General features: G+C 37.0%; 17 protein-coding genes. 3 read left to right on the forward strand and 14 right to left on the reverse strand.

All coding sequences use genetic code 11. From position 1 onward, the window contains the following. The first annotated feature begins 45 nt into the window (after positions 1–45). Positions 46–708, forward strand: a complete 663-nt coding sequence (locus BN52_RS06165; RefSeq protein ID WP_008473516.1) for a YigZ family protein — start codon at positions 46–48, stop codon at positions 706–708. Between the two features lie 14 nt (positions 709–722). Here BN52_RS06165 and BN52_RS06170 read toward each other — a convergent pair whose 3' ends face one another. The 13 genes from BN52_RS06170 to BN52_RS06230 all read right to left on the reverse strand — a co-directional run bounded on the left by BN52_RS06170 (position 723) and on the right by BN52_RS06230 (position 14,939). Beyond that, on the reverse strand, positions 723–1,904 hold the full coding sequence (locus tag BN52_RS06170; protein ID WP_008473518.1) for a glycosyltransferase family 4 protein: 1,182 nt from the start codon (positions 1,902–1,904) through the stop codon (positions 723–725). A 114-nt stretch (positions 1,905–2,018) separates the two neighbouring features. Continuing rightward, positions 2,019–3,650, reverse strand: coding sequence for a ribonuclease Y (rny, locus tag BN52_RS06175; protein WP_008473519.1), 1,632 nt, complete (start codon positions 3,648–3,650; stop codon positions 2,019–2,021). A 125-nt stretch (positions 3,651–3,775) separates the two neighbouring features. After that, positions 3,776–4,870, reverse strand: a complete 1,095-nt coding sequence (recA, locus tag BN52_RS06180) for a recombinase RecA (RefSeq protein ID WP_008473520.1) — start codon at positions 4,868–4,870, stop codon at positions 3,776–3,778. Between the two features lie 200 nt (positions 4,871–5,070). Beyond that, positions 5,071–5,634 carry a CDP-diacylglycerol--glycerol-3-phosphate 3-phosphatidyltransferase gene (gene pgsA, locus BN52_RS06185; RefSeq protein WP_008473521.1) on the reverse strand — a complete coding sequence of 188 codons (564 nt, stop codon included), beginning with the start codon at positions 5,632–5,634 and terminating at the stop codon, positions 5,071–5,073. 26 nt (positions 5,635–5,660) lie between these two features. Then, positions 5,661–6,665, reverse strand: a complete 1,005-nt coding sequence (locus tag BN52_RS06190) for a RodZ domain-containing protein (RefSeq protein ID WP_008473522.1) — start codon at positions 6,663–6,665, stop codon at positions 5,661–5,663. A 64-nt stretch (positions 6,666–6,729) separates the two neighbouring features. Next, positions 6,730–7,458 carry an elongation factor P 5-aminopentanone reductase gene (gene ymfI / locus BN52_RS06195; protein ID WP_008473523.1) on the reverse strand — a complete coding sequence of 243 codons (729 nt, stop codon included), beginning with the start codon at positions 7,456–7,458 and terminating at the stop codon, positions 6,730–6,732. Continuing rightward, the gene (locus BN52_RS06200) at positions 7,458–8,702 is read right to left on the reverse strand and encodes a M16 family metallopeptidase (RefSeq protein ID WP_008473524.1); all 1,245 of its coding nucleotides are present in this window, start codon (positions 8,700–8,702) and stop codon (positions 7,458–7,460) included. Before BN52_RS06200 ends, ymfI begins: the two co-directional genes overlap by 1 nt. Beyond that, positions 8,699–9,919, reverse strand: a complete 1,221-nt coding sequence (locus BN52_RS06205; protein ID WP_008473525.1) for a M16 family metallopeptidase — start codon at positions 9,917–9,919, stop codon at positions 8,699–8,701. The genes BN52_RS06200 and BN52_RS06205 overlap by 4 nt, the downstream gene beginning before the upstream one ends. Then, positions 9,903–12,329, reverse strand: coding sequence for a DNA translocase FtsK (locus BN52_RS06210; RefSeq protein ID WP_008473526.1), 2,427 nt, complete (start codon positions 12,327–12,329; stop codon positions 9,903–9,905). The genes BN52_RS06205 and BN52_RS06210 overlap by 17 nt, the downstream gene beginning before the upstream one ends. A gap of 18 nt (positions 12,330–12,347) precedes the next feature. Next, entirely contained in the window at positions 12,348–12,740 is a 393-nt protein-coding gene (locus tag BN52_RS06215) for a DUF1149 family protein (protein WP_008473528.1), read from the reverse strand. A gap of 2 nt (positions 12,741–12,742) precedes the next feature. After that, a complete protein-coding gene (locus BN52_RS06220) occupies positions 12,743–13,300 on the reverse strand; it encodes a tRNA (cytidine(34)-2'-O)-methyltransferase (protein ID WP_008473529.1) in 558 nt (185 codons plus the stop codon). A gap of 57 nt (positions 13,301–13,357) precedes the next feature. After that, positions 13,358–14,551, reverse strand: coding sequence for an AI-2E family transporter (locus BN52_RS06225; RefSeq protein WP_008473530.1), 1,194 nt, complete (start codon positions 14,549–14,551; stop codon positions 13,358–13,360). 10 nt (positions 14,552–14,561) lie between these two features. Next, complete coding sequence (locus tag BN52_RS06230) at positions 14,562–14,939, reverse strand: PTS glucitol/sorbitol transporter subunit IIA (protein ID WP_008473531.1); 378 nt, start codon at positions 14,937–14,939, stop codon at positions 14,562–14,564. Between the two features lie 125 nt (positions 14,940–15,064). Here BN52_RS06230 and BN52_RS06235 point away from each other — a divergent pair, with 125 nt between their 5' ends. Further along, positions 15,065–16,099 (forward strand): lactonase family protein, encoded by a 1,035-nt coding sequence (locus tag BN52_RS06235; protein ID WP_008473532.1) that lies wholly within the window; start codon positions 15,065–15,067, stop codon positions 16,097–16,099. Between the two features lie 95 nt (positions 16,100–16,194). Continuing rightward, complete coding sequence (locus BN52_RS06240) at positions 16,195–16,839, forward strand: phosphatase PAP2 family protein (RefSeq protein WP_008473533.1); 645 nt, start codon at positions 16,195–16,197, stop codon at positions 16,837–16,839. A 61-nt stretch (positions 16,840–16,900) separates the two neighbouring features. On the opposite strand, the gene BN52_RS06245 is transcribed toward BN52_RS06240, so the two are convergent. After that, the coding region (locus tag BN52_RS06245) for an oleate hydratase (RefSeq protein ID WP_040473443.1) at positions 16,901–18,594 on the reverse strand (1,694 nt) is incomplete at its 5' end.

The following is an 18,594-nucleotide window of genomic DNA, read 5'->3' on the forward strand; positions in this document are numbered from 1 at the left end:
TTTTTACCCCCCTATTATATAAATACGCAAAAAAGGAATAAATTTATGTCAAAAGAAGAAAATTTTTTAACCATTAAAGAAACCGGAATTCACGAAATTGTGATCAAAAAAAGTCGTTTTATTACTAATATAGCTAGAACGAGTACAGTTGAAGAAGCTGAAAATTTTATTCAAGAAATGCAAAAAAAGTATCGCGATGCAACTCACAATACTTTTGCTTATACTGTTGGTTTACATGATGAACACGTCAAGGGAAGCGATAATGGCGAACCATCTGGAACTGCTGGTATCCCCGAATTAAAAGCGTTGCAACTCATGAATTTAAAAAATGTAACTGCGGTCGTCACACGTTATTTTGGAGGCATCAAATTAGGTGCAGGAGGTTTAATTCGTGCCTATTCAAACAGCGTCACAGAAGCTGTACAACACATTGGAGTAATCAAGCGTGTACTGCAACAAGAAATTATCTTTCATATTCCCTACAATCGCTTTGATGAAGTTGATCATTTTCTAAAATCTAAGAATATTTTTGTAGCAAATGTTGAATATGGTGTGGACATTGAAATTCATCTATTTTTGGATGAAGAAGCTGTTCCACAATGCAAGCAAGATCTCATCGAGCTTTTAAACGGCAAAGTTGAATTTATTCAAGGTATTAAACGCTATAACGAAATACCGGTTACTGCTACTAATTATCATGAGCAATAAAAAAGGCCAATGACCTACTGTTTACTTGTAGGATCATTGGCTTTTGTATTGCCTTTAGTTCTTAATTGTTCTGGTTTTTTATCGCCCAAATGCCATACTTCAACTTTAGGATCTTCAACGCTTCGAGAATTAATAATTTTCTGCAATAAATGCATTAACGGTTTATATTTTTCTCCAAGCAAGCCAATTGATTCCACAAAGAGTTCCAAGGCAAAAATTAAGGCAAAGATCAATGGCCAAGTCCCCCATGCTGGTGACGACAGAAACAGAAGAGAAATGAATGAAAAAATCAATGACAAGGCATAGATCGTTAATACTGTCTGGCGGTGGGACAAGCCCATACGCATCAATTGGTGATGCAAGTGGTGCTTATCTGCTTGAGAAACAGGATGCCGATTAAGCTTTCGCCGAATCATCGCATACACAGTATCTGTGATTGGCACTCCTAAAATTACAATTGGCACCAAAAGCGAAATAAAAGTTACGTTTTTTAACCCTTTTAGCGACAAAACTGCAATCATAAAGCCGATAAAGAGAGCTCCGGTGTCACCCAAGAAGATTTTAGCAGGATGAAAATTATAAGGTAAAAAGCCAATTAAACACGCTGCTAGCATAAAACAAGCAATTGGCACATATAGTTGATGCGTATGCAAGAAAAAGTAGCCTACGATCCCCATTGTAGTAAGGGAAATCATTGAGACTCCATCTGCTAAACCGTCTAGCCCATCGATCAAATTTACCGCATTGGTAAGTGCTAGAATCCAAAATATCGTGATTGGCATACTCCACCAACCCAAATTAATCTCATGATCAACAAAAGGTAAATTCAAGACATTCATCCTGATGCCACCTAAAAAATAAATTACTAAGGCAGCAACAAAAATACCAAACATTTTTTGTTTAGGATTTAATTCTAAAATATCATCAATTAATCCAGTCAAAACAATAATGCTTGAAGCTAATAAGATTGAAAATAATTCATGTGTTGGAAATTGTTCCCGCAAAAGAACAAAAGCACCGATATTATAAGTCACAAAAATACCGAGTCCACCGATTGTTGGCATCGGTTTTTTATTTACTCTTCTTGCATTAGGATTATCCACGGCTCCTAAAACGAAAGCCAATCGACGAATAAACGGTGTTATTGCCGCTTGAATAATTACCAAGAAAAATAAATCAACAATAATTTTAAACATTTTTGACTACTTTCTTTTTGAGTTATTCATTAATTATACAAGGTCAGTTCGATTACAATCAAGCAGTCACAAAAAAAGAACTGAAAAGCTTAATCGCTTGTTCAGTTCTTTCTCTTACTTAGCAATCGCAACTACTCGTTTTTCACGAATTACTGTTATCTTGATATTTCCAGGATAATCTAGTTCTTTTTCAACTTGATTCCTAATGTCATGCGCAAGAATGGTAATTCGTTCATCAGAAATTTTGCTTGGTTCAACCATTACGCGAACTTCTCTACCAGCTTGAATAGCGTAAGCTTGTTCAACGCCTGGATAGCTCATAGCAATTCTTTCCAACTCAGTTAAACGACGAATATAGTTTTCTAAGCTTTCACTTCGAGCACCTGGACGAGCAGAAGAAATCGTATCTGCCGCCACAACAAGGTCTGCAATAAAAGTCAACTTAGGAACATCTCCATGGTGAGATGCAATTGCATTAATCACGGTCTCCGATTCATGATATTTGCGGGCTAATTCGACACCGATTTCTACGTGTGAGCCTTCAATATCATGGTCAATGGCCTTTCCAATATCGTGTAATAATCCCGCACGAACCGCTAGTTTTTCATCTAGACCAAGTTCTGCTGCCATTGTACCAGCTAATTTGCCTACTTCAATCGAATGAGCCAAAACATTTTGACCATAAGATGTACGGTACTTTAGACGACCTAAGGTCTTAACTAATTCAGGATTCATCCGGTGAATTCCCAAATCCATCAGAGCACTTTCTCCTGCCTCATAAATGTCGTCATTAACTTCCTTACGAGCTTTATCAACCATTTCTTCAATCCTTGCAGGATGAATTCTACCATCTTTGATTAGGCGCTCCATTGCTCTTCTCGCAATCTCACGTCTAATCGGGTCAAAGCCACTCAATGTGACTACTTTTGGTGTGTCATCAATAATTAAATCAACTCCGGTTAATGCCTCAAAAGAACGAATATTTCGACCTTCACGACCGATAATTCTTCCCTTCATTTCTTCGTTAGGTAAATCAACCACTGAAACAGTTGTCTCAGCTACCGTATCGGCAGCACTACTTTGAATAGCATCCACCAATATTTTATGTGCGAAATGATCAGCTTTAGCCTGCATTTCTTCATTACTGTTACGAATCAATTCAGCTCGTTCTTTAACAAGTTCATCAGCCAAATTATCTAAGACCAATTTTTTAGCCTGCTCTTTTGTAAGTTCGGCAACTTCAAACAATTTCTGTTTCCGTTGGTCAATTAAATCATCGGCTTCATTGATTTTTTCATCTAAACTAGCTTGCTGGCGTTTCAATTGGTCAGCCTTTAGTGAAAGTTCATTTTCTGCATCAGCTAACAAGGACTTTTTATGCTCTAGAGTATCTTCTCTTTGTTGAAGTAAATTTGCTTGACGAGAAATTTCATCTCGCTTTTGACTTAAATTGGCTTCAACTGTTTGTTTATAATTATGAATTTCTTCTTGAGCTTCAAGAATCTTTTCTTTTTTAGTATTCTCAGCACCCTGTTTAATTGCTTCGGCAGCTTGCTGTTGTGCGCTAACCTCTGCCTTAGCGGCAGCTAATTGTGCTTGCGCATCTGCCAAAATATGGTCAGCATCTTTCTGAGCATTGCTTGCCTTCTTCTCCCAAGAAGACTTGCGATACACATAACCAATGCCAACTCCCACTAATAATGAAACTATAGCTGCTACGGCGGGAATCAAAATATTATTTATCATGATTACTATCGCCTTTTTTTAGAATTATTCACACAGACTTTATGATAAAGAACATCACGCTCTATGTCAATCAAACAGAAAAACCTTGGACTCAAAGTCCAAGGTCAAGATCTATTTCTTTGATATTATTTATCCTTACTGGCACTATCTTTTTCAGTTGTGCTTGCTTTTTCATCAGCTGGTTTAGCTTCAACTTTTTGTTCAGTTAAGTCATCACTGATGCCATATGCTTCACGAACTTGTTTTTCAATATCAGCATAAAGATCTTTGTGTTCTTCAAGGTAGGTCTTGGCATTTTCACGTCCTTGACCAATTCGATCTTGTTTGTATGAATACCACGAACCTGACTTATCAATAATGTCTTTTTCAACCGCCATGTCGAGTAATTCACCACTTTGGGAAATACCTTTCCCATACATAATATCAACTTCAGCAACTTTGAATGGTGGAGCAACTTTGTTCTTAACAACCTTAATTTTTACGCGATTTCCGACTAATTCGGTTGATTGCTTAATTGATTCTGATCTTCTAACTTCAAGACGAATCGTTGAATAGAACTTAAGGGCACGACCACCAGGCGTAGTTTCTGGATTACCAAAGATAATTCCAACCTTTTCACGAATCTGGTTGATAAAAATTGCAATTGTCTTGGTCTTATTGATATTACCAGATAATTTACGCAAAGCCTGACTCATTAAACGAGCTTGTAGCCCAACATGAGAATCACCCATTTCGCCATCAATTTCAGCCTTAGGAACTAAAGCCGCAACTGAGTCGACTACTAAGATATCAATTGCACCACTAGTAATCAGAGTATCAGCAATTTGCAAGCCTTCTTCACCCGTATTTGGTTGTGACAAAATCAAAGAGTCAATATCTACTCCCAAAGCTTTTGCATAGTCAGGATCCATCGCATTTTCAGCATCGATATAAGCTGCAGTACCACCACGCTTTTGTACTTCAGCTACAGCATGAAGAGCAACTGTAGTCTTACCTGAAGATTCAGGACCATAAATTTCAATAATTCTTCCTCGTGGATAACCACCTACACCTAAAGCGGCATCTAAAGCAAGAGATCCAGTAGGAACCGTTGAAATCTTAGTATCGGCCTTTTCACCTAGTCGCATAACCGCACCTTTACCGAAGTCTTTTTCGATCTTCTTAAGCGCTTTATCTAGAGCAGCCTGTTTTGCTTGCTCATCATTATTAGTATTAGCCACCGATAAACCTCCTTTTTATATTACTTAATAATTATACGTTTAATTTTATTAGGTTGGCAATAATTTGCTTGATGCAAAAAATTCCCCCTAATATATAAATACGCAAAAAGTCATAAAATCTATTTTACAAAAATATTACATAATTTTATTGCCAACAAAAAAGTCACCTTTCCCAACGAAAGATGACCTAAGTGAAGATTCTACATTGAACCTTTAAATACGCTCCATGAACCACGGAAGTAATCGTAACCTGAATATACTGCAAAAATCAAAGCTACGTATAAAAGAATTGTTCCAATCTTAAATGGATCGCCAACTAATAGTAAAATAATTGCTAGCATTTGGGCGGTAGTCTTAATCTTACCAGGCATTTTAGCTGCAATAACTTCACCATCGTTTTCAACAACAATTAACCGTAAACCAGTTACTGCCAATTCGCGACATACAATAATCGCCACAACCCATGCTGGAGCTAATTTCAACTCAACTAAGAAAATAAATGCAGTCATAGTTAACATCTTATCAGCAAGTGGATCAGCAAATTTGCCGAAATTAGTTACCAAATGACGAGCACGTGCAATATGACCATCTAGCCAATCAGTTGCAGATGCAACTGCGAAAACAATCATTGCTACTAATTGAAGCCACGAAACATGATTGGCACCAACTGTATAATAACCAACACTATCTCTAAAAATGATAAGCAACATAAATACTGGGATCATAAGAATTCTCAGCATAGTTAATTTATTAGGTAAATTCATTCTTTACTTTGATCTCCTAAATTCTATTAATTACTGCTTTGACTAGAACTAGTATTCTCACTGCTACTAGTTGCTTGACTACTTTGACTTTGACTTGATTGTGCTTGTGACGAAGCATGACTACTACTTTGGGCAGTGCTTGAGCTTGTTTGTGAGCTGCTTTGAGTAGTTGAACTAGTACCATTTGTAGTAGAGCTAGTTGAAGTATTATTCTGTGTAGTATTACCAATTACCAAAGTAATTGAACGGTAATTGCCAATAGGAGCAAATGGAACTTTCTTACCACCAATCTTAATTGAAGTACCATTATCATTACCTAAAGTAACTACAACAGTGTTGGCATCATCAGGAAGTACCACACTATGTTTTTGGTTTGCAGTCATTGTTTGTTGGAATTGAACTGTTCCATTAATTGCAATACTTACATTAATTGCTTGACTACCTGTCTTAACTTCTAAAGTACGATTCTTCTTTAAACCAGTGACTTGATATTGATTATCAGTTATTTTAGCAATTTTTACTGATGATTTTTTCTTTTTGACGATTGGCTTTGCTTTCTTCTTAGAAGATGCCTTTTGCGAAGATACAGTCACATTGCTATCCGCATTGTTGTTTTGACTGCTTGTAGAAAGGTGGGCATACAAAACATAAACAACCAACAATACAATAATTACTCCTAGTCCTACAGCAATTCTAGGTAAGTAATTTTTCCAAAGATTCTTCTTATTGTTAGTTGTCTCTTGGACTTCCTTGCTCTTATTATCAATCGAATTTTCTACATATTCATCAGGTTTAGCTTCTGGAATATCCTGATGATATTCGCTCAATAGCTCTTTTCCGTCAAGCCCAACAATTTGTGCATACTGTCTAATAAATGCTCTTACGTAAAAATCACCAGGAAGTTTTTCAAAATCATTTTGTTCAATTGCAGTTAAATAGCGACTTTGAATTTTAGTTGCTTTTTCAATATCCGCAATTGTCAATCCCTTTTCTTCTCTGGCGTTGCGTAACTTTTCTCCAATATCTGCCATATTTACCTCTTTAAAATTTGATTATCACTTTGAGTATAACATAAAAAAGCTGATAAAAATCACTTTATATGAGCCAGCCACCAGAAACATAAATAGTTTGTCCGGTGCAATATTTGCTTTCTGCCTGTAGCAAGGTTTTTACCCAATAAGCAACGTCCTCTCCGTGAGCCAATCGGCCTAGAGGAATTTCTTCTCGAACTTCATCTAATGTTTCTTTTGAAAAAATTTTGTTCATTTCCGTGGCTACAGCCCCAGGAGCGATCGTATTTACCGTTAAACCTGTTGATGCAACTTCTCGCGCATAAGCTTGAGAAAAGCGACTTAAGCCTGCTTTTGTTGCACTATAAATTGTTTCTAAAGCACTGCCCTGGCCACCATATACCGAGCCCAAATATACAATTCGACTCATTTCATGTTTGACCAGCATCGGTTCTAATAGCTTGGTTAATTTTATAGGCACCGTTAAATTAATCTTCATAACTCGATCTATATCCGTCAACGACTGTTCCGATAAAAAACCATATTTAGTTATCCCTTGGGCAAAAACAACTGCATTAACAGGAAACAAGCTCTGAACAAAATCTTCGAGTTGCTGATCAGATGCTGCGAAATCCAATTTAGTAGTAAAAAAGTCTTGTTTAGGATATTTTTCAAGCAATTCTGTTGCCAATTTCTGAGCTACTTCAACATTTTTTCGATAATGAACATAGATTGACCAACCATCAGCAGCCAAACTGCGACAAATTTCTTGTCCAATACCACCACTTGCACCAAATACAATTACCCGTTTCATTAATTTTCACCTTTTTTTGCGAAACTAGCTGAGCAAAAATCGTATTCTTTAAGCAGTTCCTGTGAATATTTTAAAAAGTCACTGAAACTCATCGTTTGCAAATTTCGTAAATTCTGTGACGAATCTTCATAATCAAGTAATTCTTCAGCCATTTCCATTGCTAAATAAGGAATATTATTTAACGCCCGTTTGTTTTGTGCTAGCCATTCTTTTTTCTGCAATTCAAAAAATTCTTTTGCGTAAGGAAGCTCCTCCTTTGAAAAAGGTCGCATAATTTCTGATTTAATGGCTTCAATCACCGCTTGACTATGATCTGCCACACCATAGATAGTTGCAAAATTTCCTTGCCGAGTGTAATTTACAGCAATTTGCAAAGAATTAGCTAAAAGATGTTTGGCTTTCATTGCCTCAAACCACGGACTCATAATTCCTAGTTTAGATTCTAGCATTATTTCAAGTAAAATTTGACTAAGTTCGTAACTTGATAATACTTTCTTAAAGTTTTTCAAGTTTATGCCCAAACCAAAAACATTTGAGTTTGTTTTGTTGACAATCATTCGATCACGCAATTTGCCTGTTGCTTTAGTTAGATCTTGCTCAAACTTAGCTACTTTAATGTATTTTTGTTGTAATTGGCCAACCAATCTAAAAATGTATTGGATTTGACCTTCGTTAAAATCACCACAAGCAATGAACCTCATGTTTTGGGCATAATAATTGCGTTGATAGACTGCCTTTAAAGCAGCCACATTAATTGATGCTATCGATTCTTTTGTTCCCGCAACATCAATTCCTAAATTAGAATTGCCAAATAATTCCTGCATCAAGGTATTGCTAATGGGCCAGTTTGGATCGTCTTGGTACATTGCTAATTCCTGTTGAATAATTGGAATCTCCTTAGCAACGTTGTCTGCTGTAAAATATGGCTCTCCTACTAATTCAAAAAGAAGCTCAATCAATTGCCGATTATGATCAACGCCACTACAAAAGTACATCGTTTCATTGAATGACGTCATGGCATTAACATCGGCTCCTAGCTCTTCAAAGCGATGGGAAATATCGCCACTTTTTTTGGCAAATAATTTATGTTCTAGAAAGTGCGCTGATCCTGGTATTGCTTGAGGATCGCTACTTCCAAAATCAACAATTATTCCAAAGAAACGTTGATTGAACTGAGGTCTTAAAATTATTTGTGCCATAAACCCAGACGTATATTTTTGGGAAATAATTTTTGGTGAAATCATTGTAAAACGTAACTTTCATTTAAAAACAATTTTTGAGCAAAACTGATCAGTTGCTTGCTCGTTACTCGACTTATTGCCTGATCTCGATCAAATTCAGCATAGCCGGCAAATAATTCTTTCCTTAATGCTTGTGCCAATTGCCAGTTTTCTTGATCACGACCAACTAATTGCAGATTCTTCAAACTCTTTTTGGCTTTCTTGAATAATTCCGGATCAATTTGCCCATCACTGATCTTGACAATTTCATCTTTAATTATCTGGATAGCTTGTTCAGTCAGTTCTGGATCTAGACCCGCACTGATTAAGAACAAACTATTATTGGAATAATTATTCGAATCAATGGCGTAAGCAGCTCCTAATTCTTCTCTTACTCTCACGAACAACTTGGAAGATTGGTCTCCAGCAAGGTACTGAGCCAGAACCATCCCAGCGATTTGATCTCGATAGGTCATTTTCCCAGCAAAGCCATAGCCAATCATGATTTGTGCTTGAAGATTCCCCCGTTTTTCGATCTTGCTTAAAGCATCTTTATGAGGTGCAGGAATTGTTAAATCATCAATTTGGAAACGTTTAATTAAGCCTGCCTGTTTAAAATTTTGATTGATTATATTTGTAACTTGCTGGTCATCTCTAGCAAAACCCACGATTGTAGCTGGCACTATGCGCAAACCGTCACTGAAATTTTTTAGGCTATCAACCGTTGCTCCTTCAATCTCCTCAAGTGGACCCATGAAATTATCCCCGTAATCGGGATCTTGTTCATACCAAAGTTTGAAGAACCGATCCAAAGCATAATTAGCAGGTTCTTCCAACAGTTCTTGCAGATCTTCACTTAGTTGACTTTTTGTATAATTCAACAAGTCTTGATCAAACAAAGGATGTTGCACGATCGAAGCTACTGTTGAAATGATTTTTTCATAGGTGTATTCAGGATCAAGAATTTCTTGGGGTTCAATGAAGTTAGCAAGATAAGAAATTACAATTTCTTTGCCAAACAATTGCGGAGTGGCATCAAAACTCAAATCATATAAATTTGATAAGGTTTTTTCTTGAATTCCAATACTTGGATAATACAAGCTAGCATTTAATTGCATCCGCGTAAGCAAACTTGCATATGCCAAATTGTGTCTAGTAAGTGGTAAACGCAAAAAACAGCCAATCATGGCTGTAGTAAATTTAGTATTAGGAATGATTTTCGAATTAACTGTGATCTTCATTATTATTTTCCTTTTCCGGTGGCAACAATACCTGTCTAGGCTTGGAGCCTTCAGATGGTCCTACTACTCCTTTAGCTTCCATCTCATCAACGATACGGGCTGCCCTATTGTAGCCAATTCTAAAACGACGCTGCAACATGGAAACACTAGCACTTTGTTGCTGACGAACTAATGCCACTGCTTGGTCATAAAATTCATCTTCCGGTTCATCATCACTAGCTTGTTCATTCGAAGCAGTTTGCTGTGGAATCATCTCTTGGTCGTATTCTACTTTTTGCTGATTCTTAACCCAATCAATTACTTTTTCTACTTCTTCGCTGGCAATAAAGGCCCCTTGGATTCGTTCCGGTTTGGAAGCTCCAATCGGCATAAATAGCATGTCGCCGCGACCTAACAGTTTTTCTGCTCCCGTTTGGTCTAATATCGTCCGTGAATCAATTCCACTTGATACTGCAAAAGAAATTCGCGATGGCACATTAGCCTTAATCAATCCAGTAATAACATCGACACTCGGACGCTGCGTTGCCAAAATCATATGAACACCTGCTGCTCTAGCCATTTGCCCTAAACGAACAATTGCGCCTTCAACATCATGTCCACCTACCATCATCAAATCACTCAATTCATCAACCACCACTACAATATATGGCAATGGCTTCATAACTGGTTTGGTTTTATCCTGGTTGTTTTCGGCAACTTTTTGATTATATTCATCCATGTTGCGAGCACCACTGGCTGCAAATAATTTATACCGACGTTCCATTTCTTTTACTGCTTTATGTAACGCATTGGCCGCCAATTTTGCATCAGTAACTACTGGAATTAATAAATGCGGTACGCCATTATAAACGGACAATTCCACCATCTTAGGATCAATCAAAACTAGTTTAACTTCTTCTGGTCTGGCTTTCATTAAGATACTGGTCAAAATCGTATTAATGGCCACAGACTTACCAGACCCCGTCGAACCTGCAATCAATAAATGGGGCATCTTTGCTAGATTAGCGGAAATTATTTGACCAGTAACGTCTTTACCAAGAGGTACTTGCATAGGATCTTGCTTGGCCTTTTTCTCTTGATGTTCCATTACATCCCTAAAGGAAACCGGTGAAGTTGCTCGATTTGGAACTTCAATTCCAATGAATGGTTTCCCTGGAATTGGAGCCTCAATTCTAATATCTTTTGCAGCTAGTGCTAATGCCAAATCATCTGCTAAATTAACAATCCGACTTACCTTAACGCCGACTGCGGGTTGAACTTCATACCGCGTGATCGTCGGTCCCAGAATAGCCTTTTTGATAATTACATCAACGCCAAAGCTTTTAAAAGTCGACTGCAGAGTGGCAGTATTTTTATGAATTAGTTGCTTATCCGTGGATTGATCTGCATTTTTAATTGGATCAAGCAAATTCAATGGTGGCTTGCGATACCCTGGGTTAACTGTCGTTTCAGTTTTTAACTCACCGTGATCAACATCAGCTAACTTTTGTAACAGCTTTTGATCTTCCTCATGATGATTTCTAGGATTTGGTAATTTTTCTTCTGCAGTTTCGATCGCTGGTTCGGAAGTTGGCGTTGGCGTCGGCGCAACCGCAATCTCAATTTTCGGATCTGGTTTTGCCACTGATTCTGCTTCAGCTACTGTAGAATCTATGTCTTGATCAGCAGTTGAAAAATCATCCACATCAGGAAAAACCGTTGATTTTCCACCTAATGGATCACTCAAATTAGACCGATTATCAACTTTAGCTTGCTCCTGCTTTTCTTTTAGTTCAATATACTTATCTTTAATCTTACTACCAGCAACCTTATTTTGATTAACAAAACCTTGACCAGCTTGTTGGACCCATTTCACCACAGTGCTGTACTTAACATCGCAAAACATCAAAATACTGATGGGAATACAGATAATTGCTAAAAATTTAATTCCTAGATTGCCCAACAAAGGATTAAAAATTTGATATAAAAAACTACCAATTAGTCCTCCACCAACACTTTCAGTTACGTTAGCACGACCAAATTCACGTCCTATTTCAGCAAGGAAGGCATTGATAAACCCGCTGTATACTTTTTCTTGAACAAAATAATTGCCAGCTAGCAATAATAATATTGCTGCTATAAGTAAGGCTAATCCTGTATTACGCTTCAACTTGAAGTGCGGAAATTGACCATAAATAATCAAAATTGCTCCAAGTAGTGCTATCACGCCAGCAATTACAAGGTATAAATCACCAACAAAAAAGCGCAATAAATTTGCCGCAAAATTTCCCAGCCAGCCAACACGTGCAAAACTCAATAAGGCTACCAATAATAGCCCTATTCCAGTAGTAACCCAATATAATGTTTGCTCTTGACTCGATTTGCGTTTTTTGCTGGTTCGAGCAGTTGTTTTTTTCTTTTTCTTAGGCATAACTCAACCTAATCAACCTTAAAAGTTAGCTTGGAAATTCAAGTTAACAGGTTCATCAAGCGTAATTTGGGTTACTTGATAAGTTAAAGTTTCAATGTATTCCACCAATGGACGACTCAACAACTTGTAGTCGCTTTGATCAAGATCATAGCCTTCGCCGTAGTAATCTTTCAAGGTTACAATTTGACTGATTCTACCACTTACAGTAAAAAATCCTGGGGCTGGGGCAACATCAAATTCTACTGAAACTTCAAAGAAGCTTCCGCCTTCACCAGTTTCAGTAGTGCCATCGTCATTGGTACGAGTAGCTTTTCTAAAAGCAACATTAACGTCATTGCTCATTTTAGGTTCTTGATTGACATCATAGTGAAAAGCTTCAACCATGATTGGGGTTTCTTTAGTAAATTCCATTATTATTCTTCTCCTAAATTTCTTTCATAGCGTTCTGGACGATTGTAATCATCTTTCAACTTATCGTTTTCGTAGTGATGACTGGTTTCCATATTTGGAAAACCTTGTTGTCTTAACACTTCTAATAATACCATTGCAACTGAATTAGACAAATTATAGCAACGAATATTGTCAGACATTGGAATTCTCAAATTGCGATCATAGTATTCGCGCATAAAAGTCTCAGGCAAGCCGGTAGTTTCTTTTCCAAAAACAAAATAATAGTCCTTATCTTGATCAGTATAATCAACTTCAGAGTAGTTCTTGGAAGAAAATTTTGAAATCAAGTACATTTCGTCCGCAGGCTTCAATGTTTTTAAAAATGCCTCTAAATCGTCGTGCATATGAATCTCTACTTTATCCCAGTAATCCAAACCTGCACGTTTCATTTTCTTATTGTCGATTTGAAATCCTAGTGGCTCAATTAAATCCAAAACCGTATTCGTACCAGCACAAGTTCTTGCAATATTTCCTGTATTGGCAGGCATTAGCGGTTCAAACAAAACAACATGATTAGTCATAAAATCCCCTTACTTTAAACATTATAGAAAAAACGTGATGTAACCCATCACGTCTCTTTATTCTGGATTATCTTCGCTTTTTTTAATTACTTCACTTGCTTCATTTTCGTTTTCATCATCAAAAACTTCAGAAACAGCTCGGTAATAATTGTACACGCGAGAGCTAATAATCTTCAAGACTGCAAAAATTGGAATCCCAAAAATTACTCCCCATAAGCCCCAAACTGCACTAGCACCAATTAAGAGCAAGATGGTCGTAATTGGATGCATCTCTAATTTATTACCCATTACCAAAGGACTAATCAATCGTGTTTCAATCAATTGCTCAATTGCGAAAACTACTAAAACTTTGATCAGCATTGGGACAGATGTCATTATACCGATAACAACTGCAGGAATAAAGGCAATAATTGAACCAAAATATGGAATCAAATTTAGAAAACCAGCTAAGATTGCCAAAGCATAACCATATGGTAGCCCTACGACACTGTATCCGATCGCAAACATTACTCCTACCCAAAAGGCAACCGTAATTTGTCCTCTAATGTATGCAGCTAAAGCAAAGTTAATTTGGTATAGTAAATCGCTAAAACTTTCTTGCCAACGTTGTGGAACAAAATTAGTCAAATATGGACGAAGCTGATGGCCATCTTTAAGCATAAAAAATAATATAAATGGCGCCGTCAATAGGGTCATTACGATCATGGTAATGATACTTACTGCTGATGAAATGTTACCTAATGTCGTATTAATTGTTGCTTGACCTGACTTAAACAGTGCATTTTGCGCACTACTAATCATATCATTGATACTATTTCTAAGAGCAGCCAATTTAGGATCATGTAAGGTTGTTTGCGTCGCTCTCACTGCATCATTCCATATTCTTGGCCAATTCTTAATTAAGGAATTAATCTGTTCTTGAACAATTGGGATGATAGTATTAATAATCCAAATAAGTGCAATCAATACTACTACAAATAAAACCAAGATGGTCAATAGTCTAGGTACTTTAAATTTTTCCTCTAGCCAATCAACTAACGGATTCATAATGTAATACTGAATGACAGCTAATAGAATCGGAGGCAATATCGCACTGATGAATACCCAAGCTGGATTCAGAACAAAAGAAATCTTATTAAATACCCAGATAACCAAAAAAAACAGCAATAAATTCAATAAAATGATACTTAGGCGATTATTGAGAATCCATTTTTCAAAGAAATTTACACTCGATCTTTCCTTTTGATTCATCAACTAGCCCCTAAATGTGTTCGTAAACAATATCATCATCAACCTTAAAATTAGGAACACGATCATCAGCTGGATCGAAGTAAACGGCGTTAGCTAATGGATTCTTAGAAATCTTGCGATTAAAGAAGAGCGTAGCGTGCGCTAAAGCTTTCATATTACTTTCGACCAATGGTCCCACATATTCAGCAACAAAGGTTTCACCATCTACAGTAACTGTATCGCCTTTTTTAAATACAAAGCCACTGATTGGCGTACTGCTATCAAATTTTTGAATTACAGATACTTCCTCTAGATCCTTCCCAACGTTTTCGCCAAAAAGAATAACCATGGCATCTTTAGAAATGATTGCTTTTGAACCAATTTTTTCAATGGTAGCTGTCCATTTCATGATAATTCTCCTTTTCGTTAATGCACCAGTTGACCGTAACAAGTTGGTGCTTCTTAATTTTTTAAATCGTTATATAATTATTATATAAAAAAATGACAAATATTTTTACCATAAGGAGAAAAATTGTGAAAGTTTTAATTGGTGGTTATACAAAAAATAATTCCAAAGGAATTTACGAATTAACTTTATCTGGAAAAGAACATGAAGCTCGTCTTGAAAATGCTAATAACATTATTGAAATTGGTGGACCAACTTATTTCCAAAAAGACGGCGATTTGATTTTTGCCATTAACAATGCGGGTGATCAAGGTGGTATTAGCGCATTTAAATTAGTTAACGGTAATTATCAAGAAGTTGACCATGCGCTTACTCCTGGATCATCTCCTGCTTATATCGGCATCAATCGTGAAAAAAATTTGCTTTATACCGCAAACTACCATACCGCAGTCCTAACTGTTTTCAGTTATGATAATGAAGGAAAATTGACCGCTCTTGCAAGCGTCACTCATACTGCCGATACTTTAGGTCCTCGCCCAGAACAAGTTGACGGTCCTCACCCTCATTATTTTGATGAAACTCCTGCCGGCAACTTAGTCTCTTGCGATTTAGGTAATGATCGGGTTGATTTTTATCGGTTAACTTCTGATCATAAATTAGAACATCTTACCAGCTATCACAATGAAGCTGGCTTTGGTACTAGACATCTCGTTTTCAGCAAAGATGGCAACTATTTCTATGTTGTAGGTGAGTTATCAAGCAAAGTCAATGTAGTGAAGTTTAATGAATCAACTTGGGAATTTGAAGATATTGCAACCTACTCGACCATCCCTGAATCATGGGATCAACATAATGGTGCAGCGGCTATTAAAATTAGCCAAGATGGTAAGTTTATCTATGTTTCTAACCGTGGTAACGATTCATTAGTGGTCTTCAAGGTCTTAGACGATCATAAGCTACAACAAGTTCAACGGATTTCTGTTTTTGGCGAATTTCCTCGTGACTTTAATTGGGATGCCTCAGAGCGTTACGTTGTCGCAACCAATCAAAATACCAATAACGCTACCCTTTATTTACGCGACAAAGCCACTGGTACTCTAGTAGCAATCCAAAAAGACATTACTGTTCCTGAAGGCACAAGAGTACTTTTTGTTGAAGACTAATTTTTAAGAAATAGTCACATTTACTCAACAGTGCTGACAATTACCTATAAATCTGCTAGGCTTACATACTAGTTAAGTATGAAAGCAGGGGGTTTATGGAAAAACAACATCATAAAGTCTTTTATTTGGGGCTAATCGGGTTTATCGCTGTAGCTGTCTCTGTCATGTTGCATGCAAGTTATATCGCAAGCTTTGACCAACTAGGGCAAGATTGGGCTCAATCACTCGAGCCATTTCACAAAATTCTTCAGGCTGCTACTTTAATTGCTGAACCCAAGTTTGACTTAGTTTATGTAGCAATAATTGCAGTCATAATATTTGCATTTTTTAAACGATATCGGTTATATGCAAGTTGCCTATTTTTTGCAATTATTGTCGGGGATGCCATTGGAACTGTTACCAAACGTTTGATCCATCGTCCAAGACCAATTGGGCATTTAAAAGTTGACGATGGCTTTAGCTTTCCAAGTGGCCATGTTTTAGGGATGGGGATTATTTGCTTATGGCTAATCATGATTCTTCTCCCAGTTTTGGTTAAAAACGTAACTCTGAGACTAATTGCCGATATCCTAATTTGGATTTTCTTATTGTTAGTCATGATTTCCCGAGTATATTTCTTGGCTCACTATCCAAGCGATGTTCTTGGCGCACTTTTCTTAAGCATGACGATGATCGGAATTGCTAAATTTAGCTTAACTATGATCAAACATGATCATCACAGGACTAAAAGAACAAATTAACGCAAAAAAACGATAACTACGTATCATTTTGAAGGAGTTATCGTTTTTCTTTGTGCTATTTTTACATCAAATCTGCTTCTTTAAGAAGTTCTTCAACCCAAGTCTTCTTAATTTTCTTCATTCCTGACTTAAGAGCAAGCTTAGCTGGCAATGGTAATTCTTGATCAACTAGTTTCTTCTTGTCTGACATGAAGTACATTGCCCGCAATAATTGTCTGATGTCATAAATTGAATCGAATACTTCAGGAACACCACGGTCTACGTTAAGCAAAGTATAAACAGCTTCCATTGCAGTTCTTACAGAGTATTCTGTCGTGAAGACAGTATCGCTAGTTGGACTTTCCGCAAAGTTACCAATAAAGGCAAGGTTAACTGAGCCTTCAGGAACAACATCTGGTCGGTCTCCTGTTTTACGTGGCATAAAGTAACTAGTGATGTATGGCATGTAAACTGGAACTGTGTTCATGTTTTCTTCACTAGCGCTCTTTTCAATTTCAACTTCAGGAACGCCTAAGTGGTATAACAATTCTTCACATATTTCTTTACCAGTACATTCCGTTACTCGCTTATGAATGTAGTTACCTTCCGTATCTGAATACAATGCATAGATCCAAATTACAATTTCATCAGGATTTTGACTCTTGAAGTGTGGTTGTCTGTGAATCGTAAAACTCAATCCCCAGTTAGAATCAGTAACAGTAATAATACCACCGGTATTAACACGACCATCATAGAGATCACGCTTAGTCAATCTTTCAAAATATGGTGCTAATTTCTTAGTCTTCATGGTAGTAGTGGCAGAAACAAACCAACTACGTTCAGGGATATTTTCACAGAAGACCTCAGGATGACCAAAGTCGGCATCTTGTTCTGCCAATTTTTCCCATAATTTCCATGAATCACCCTTGGCATGACTTACAGGTGCAGGGGTATTTTGATCACCATAAGTTGATGACTCCGTAATTGAGCCATTAGTTACAAAGACAATATCATCAGGGCTCAATGAAATTTCTTGGCGTTCATCAGCTTGATCTAGGATGATCTTCTTGGCAATCTTCTTACCTGCCTCATGATCAACAATCACATTCTTAACGTGAACGTCGTATTGAACATCAACATTATGATCTACTAAGTAAGCCAAAACTGGTTTTACCATAGATTCATATTGGTTATACTTATTAAATTTCAAAGCTGTAAAGTCTGGTAAACCATCAATGTGGTGGATAAACCGCATGCAGTACCGACGCATTTCAGCTAATGAATGCCATTTTTCAAAGGCGAACATGGTTGACCAGTAGATCCAGAAGTTAGTTTCAAAGAATTCATCACTGAAGAAATCTTCGATAGTTTCATCCTTTAATTCACTTTCTGGAGTCATTACTAATTTTACGATTTCTTCAGTACATTTACCTAAACCATATTGACCATCGCTTGGTAAGCGATTACCACGATTATGAATTAAACGGCAATTTGAAGAGTTAGGATCTTCTTTATCAAGCCAATAGTATTCGTCTAAATAAGTTGCTCCTGGTACTTCCAAGCTTGGGATTGAACGATACATATCCCACAAACACTCGAAGTGATTTTCCATTTCACGTCCACCACGAACAACAAAACCCGCATTAGGACGATCAGTACCATCCAAGGAACCACCAGCAGTTGGTAATTCTTCTAAAATGTGGATATTTTCGCCAGCCATTTGTACATCTCTAATTAAGAATACGGCTGCGGCTAATCCTGCTAATCCACTACCAA

It is taken from the genome of Lactobacillus gigeriorum DSM 23908 = CRBIP 24.85, from assembly GCF_000296855.1.
Classification (GTDB): domain Bacteria; phylum Bacillota; class Bacilli; order Lactobacillales; family Lactobacillaceae; genus Lactobacillus; species Lactobacillus gigeriorum.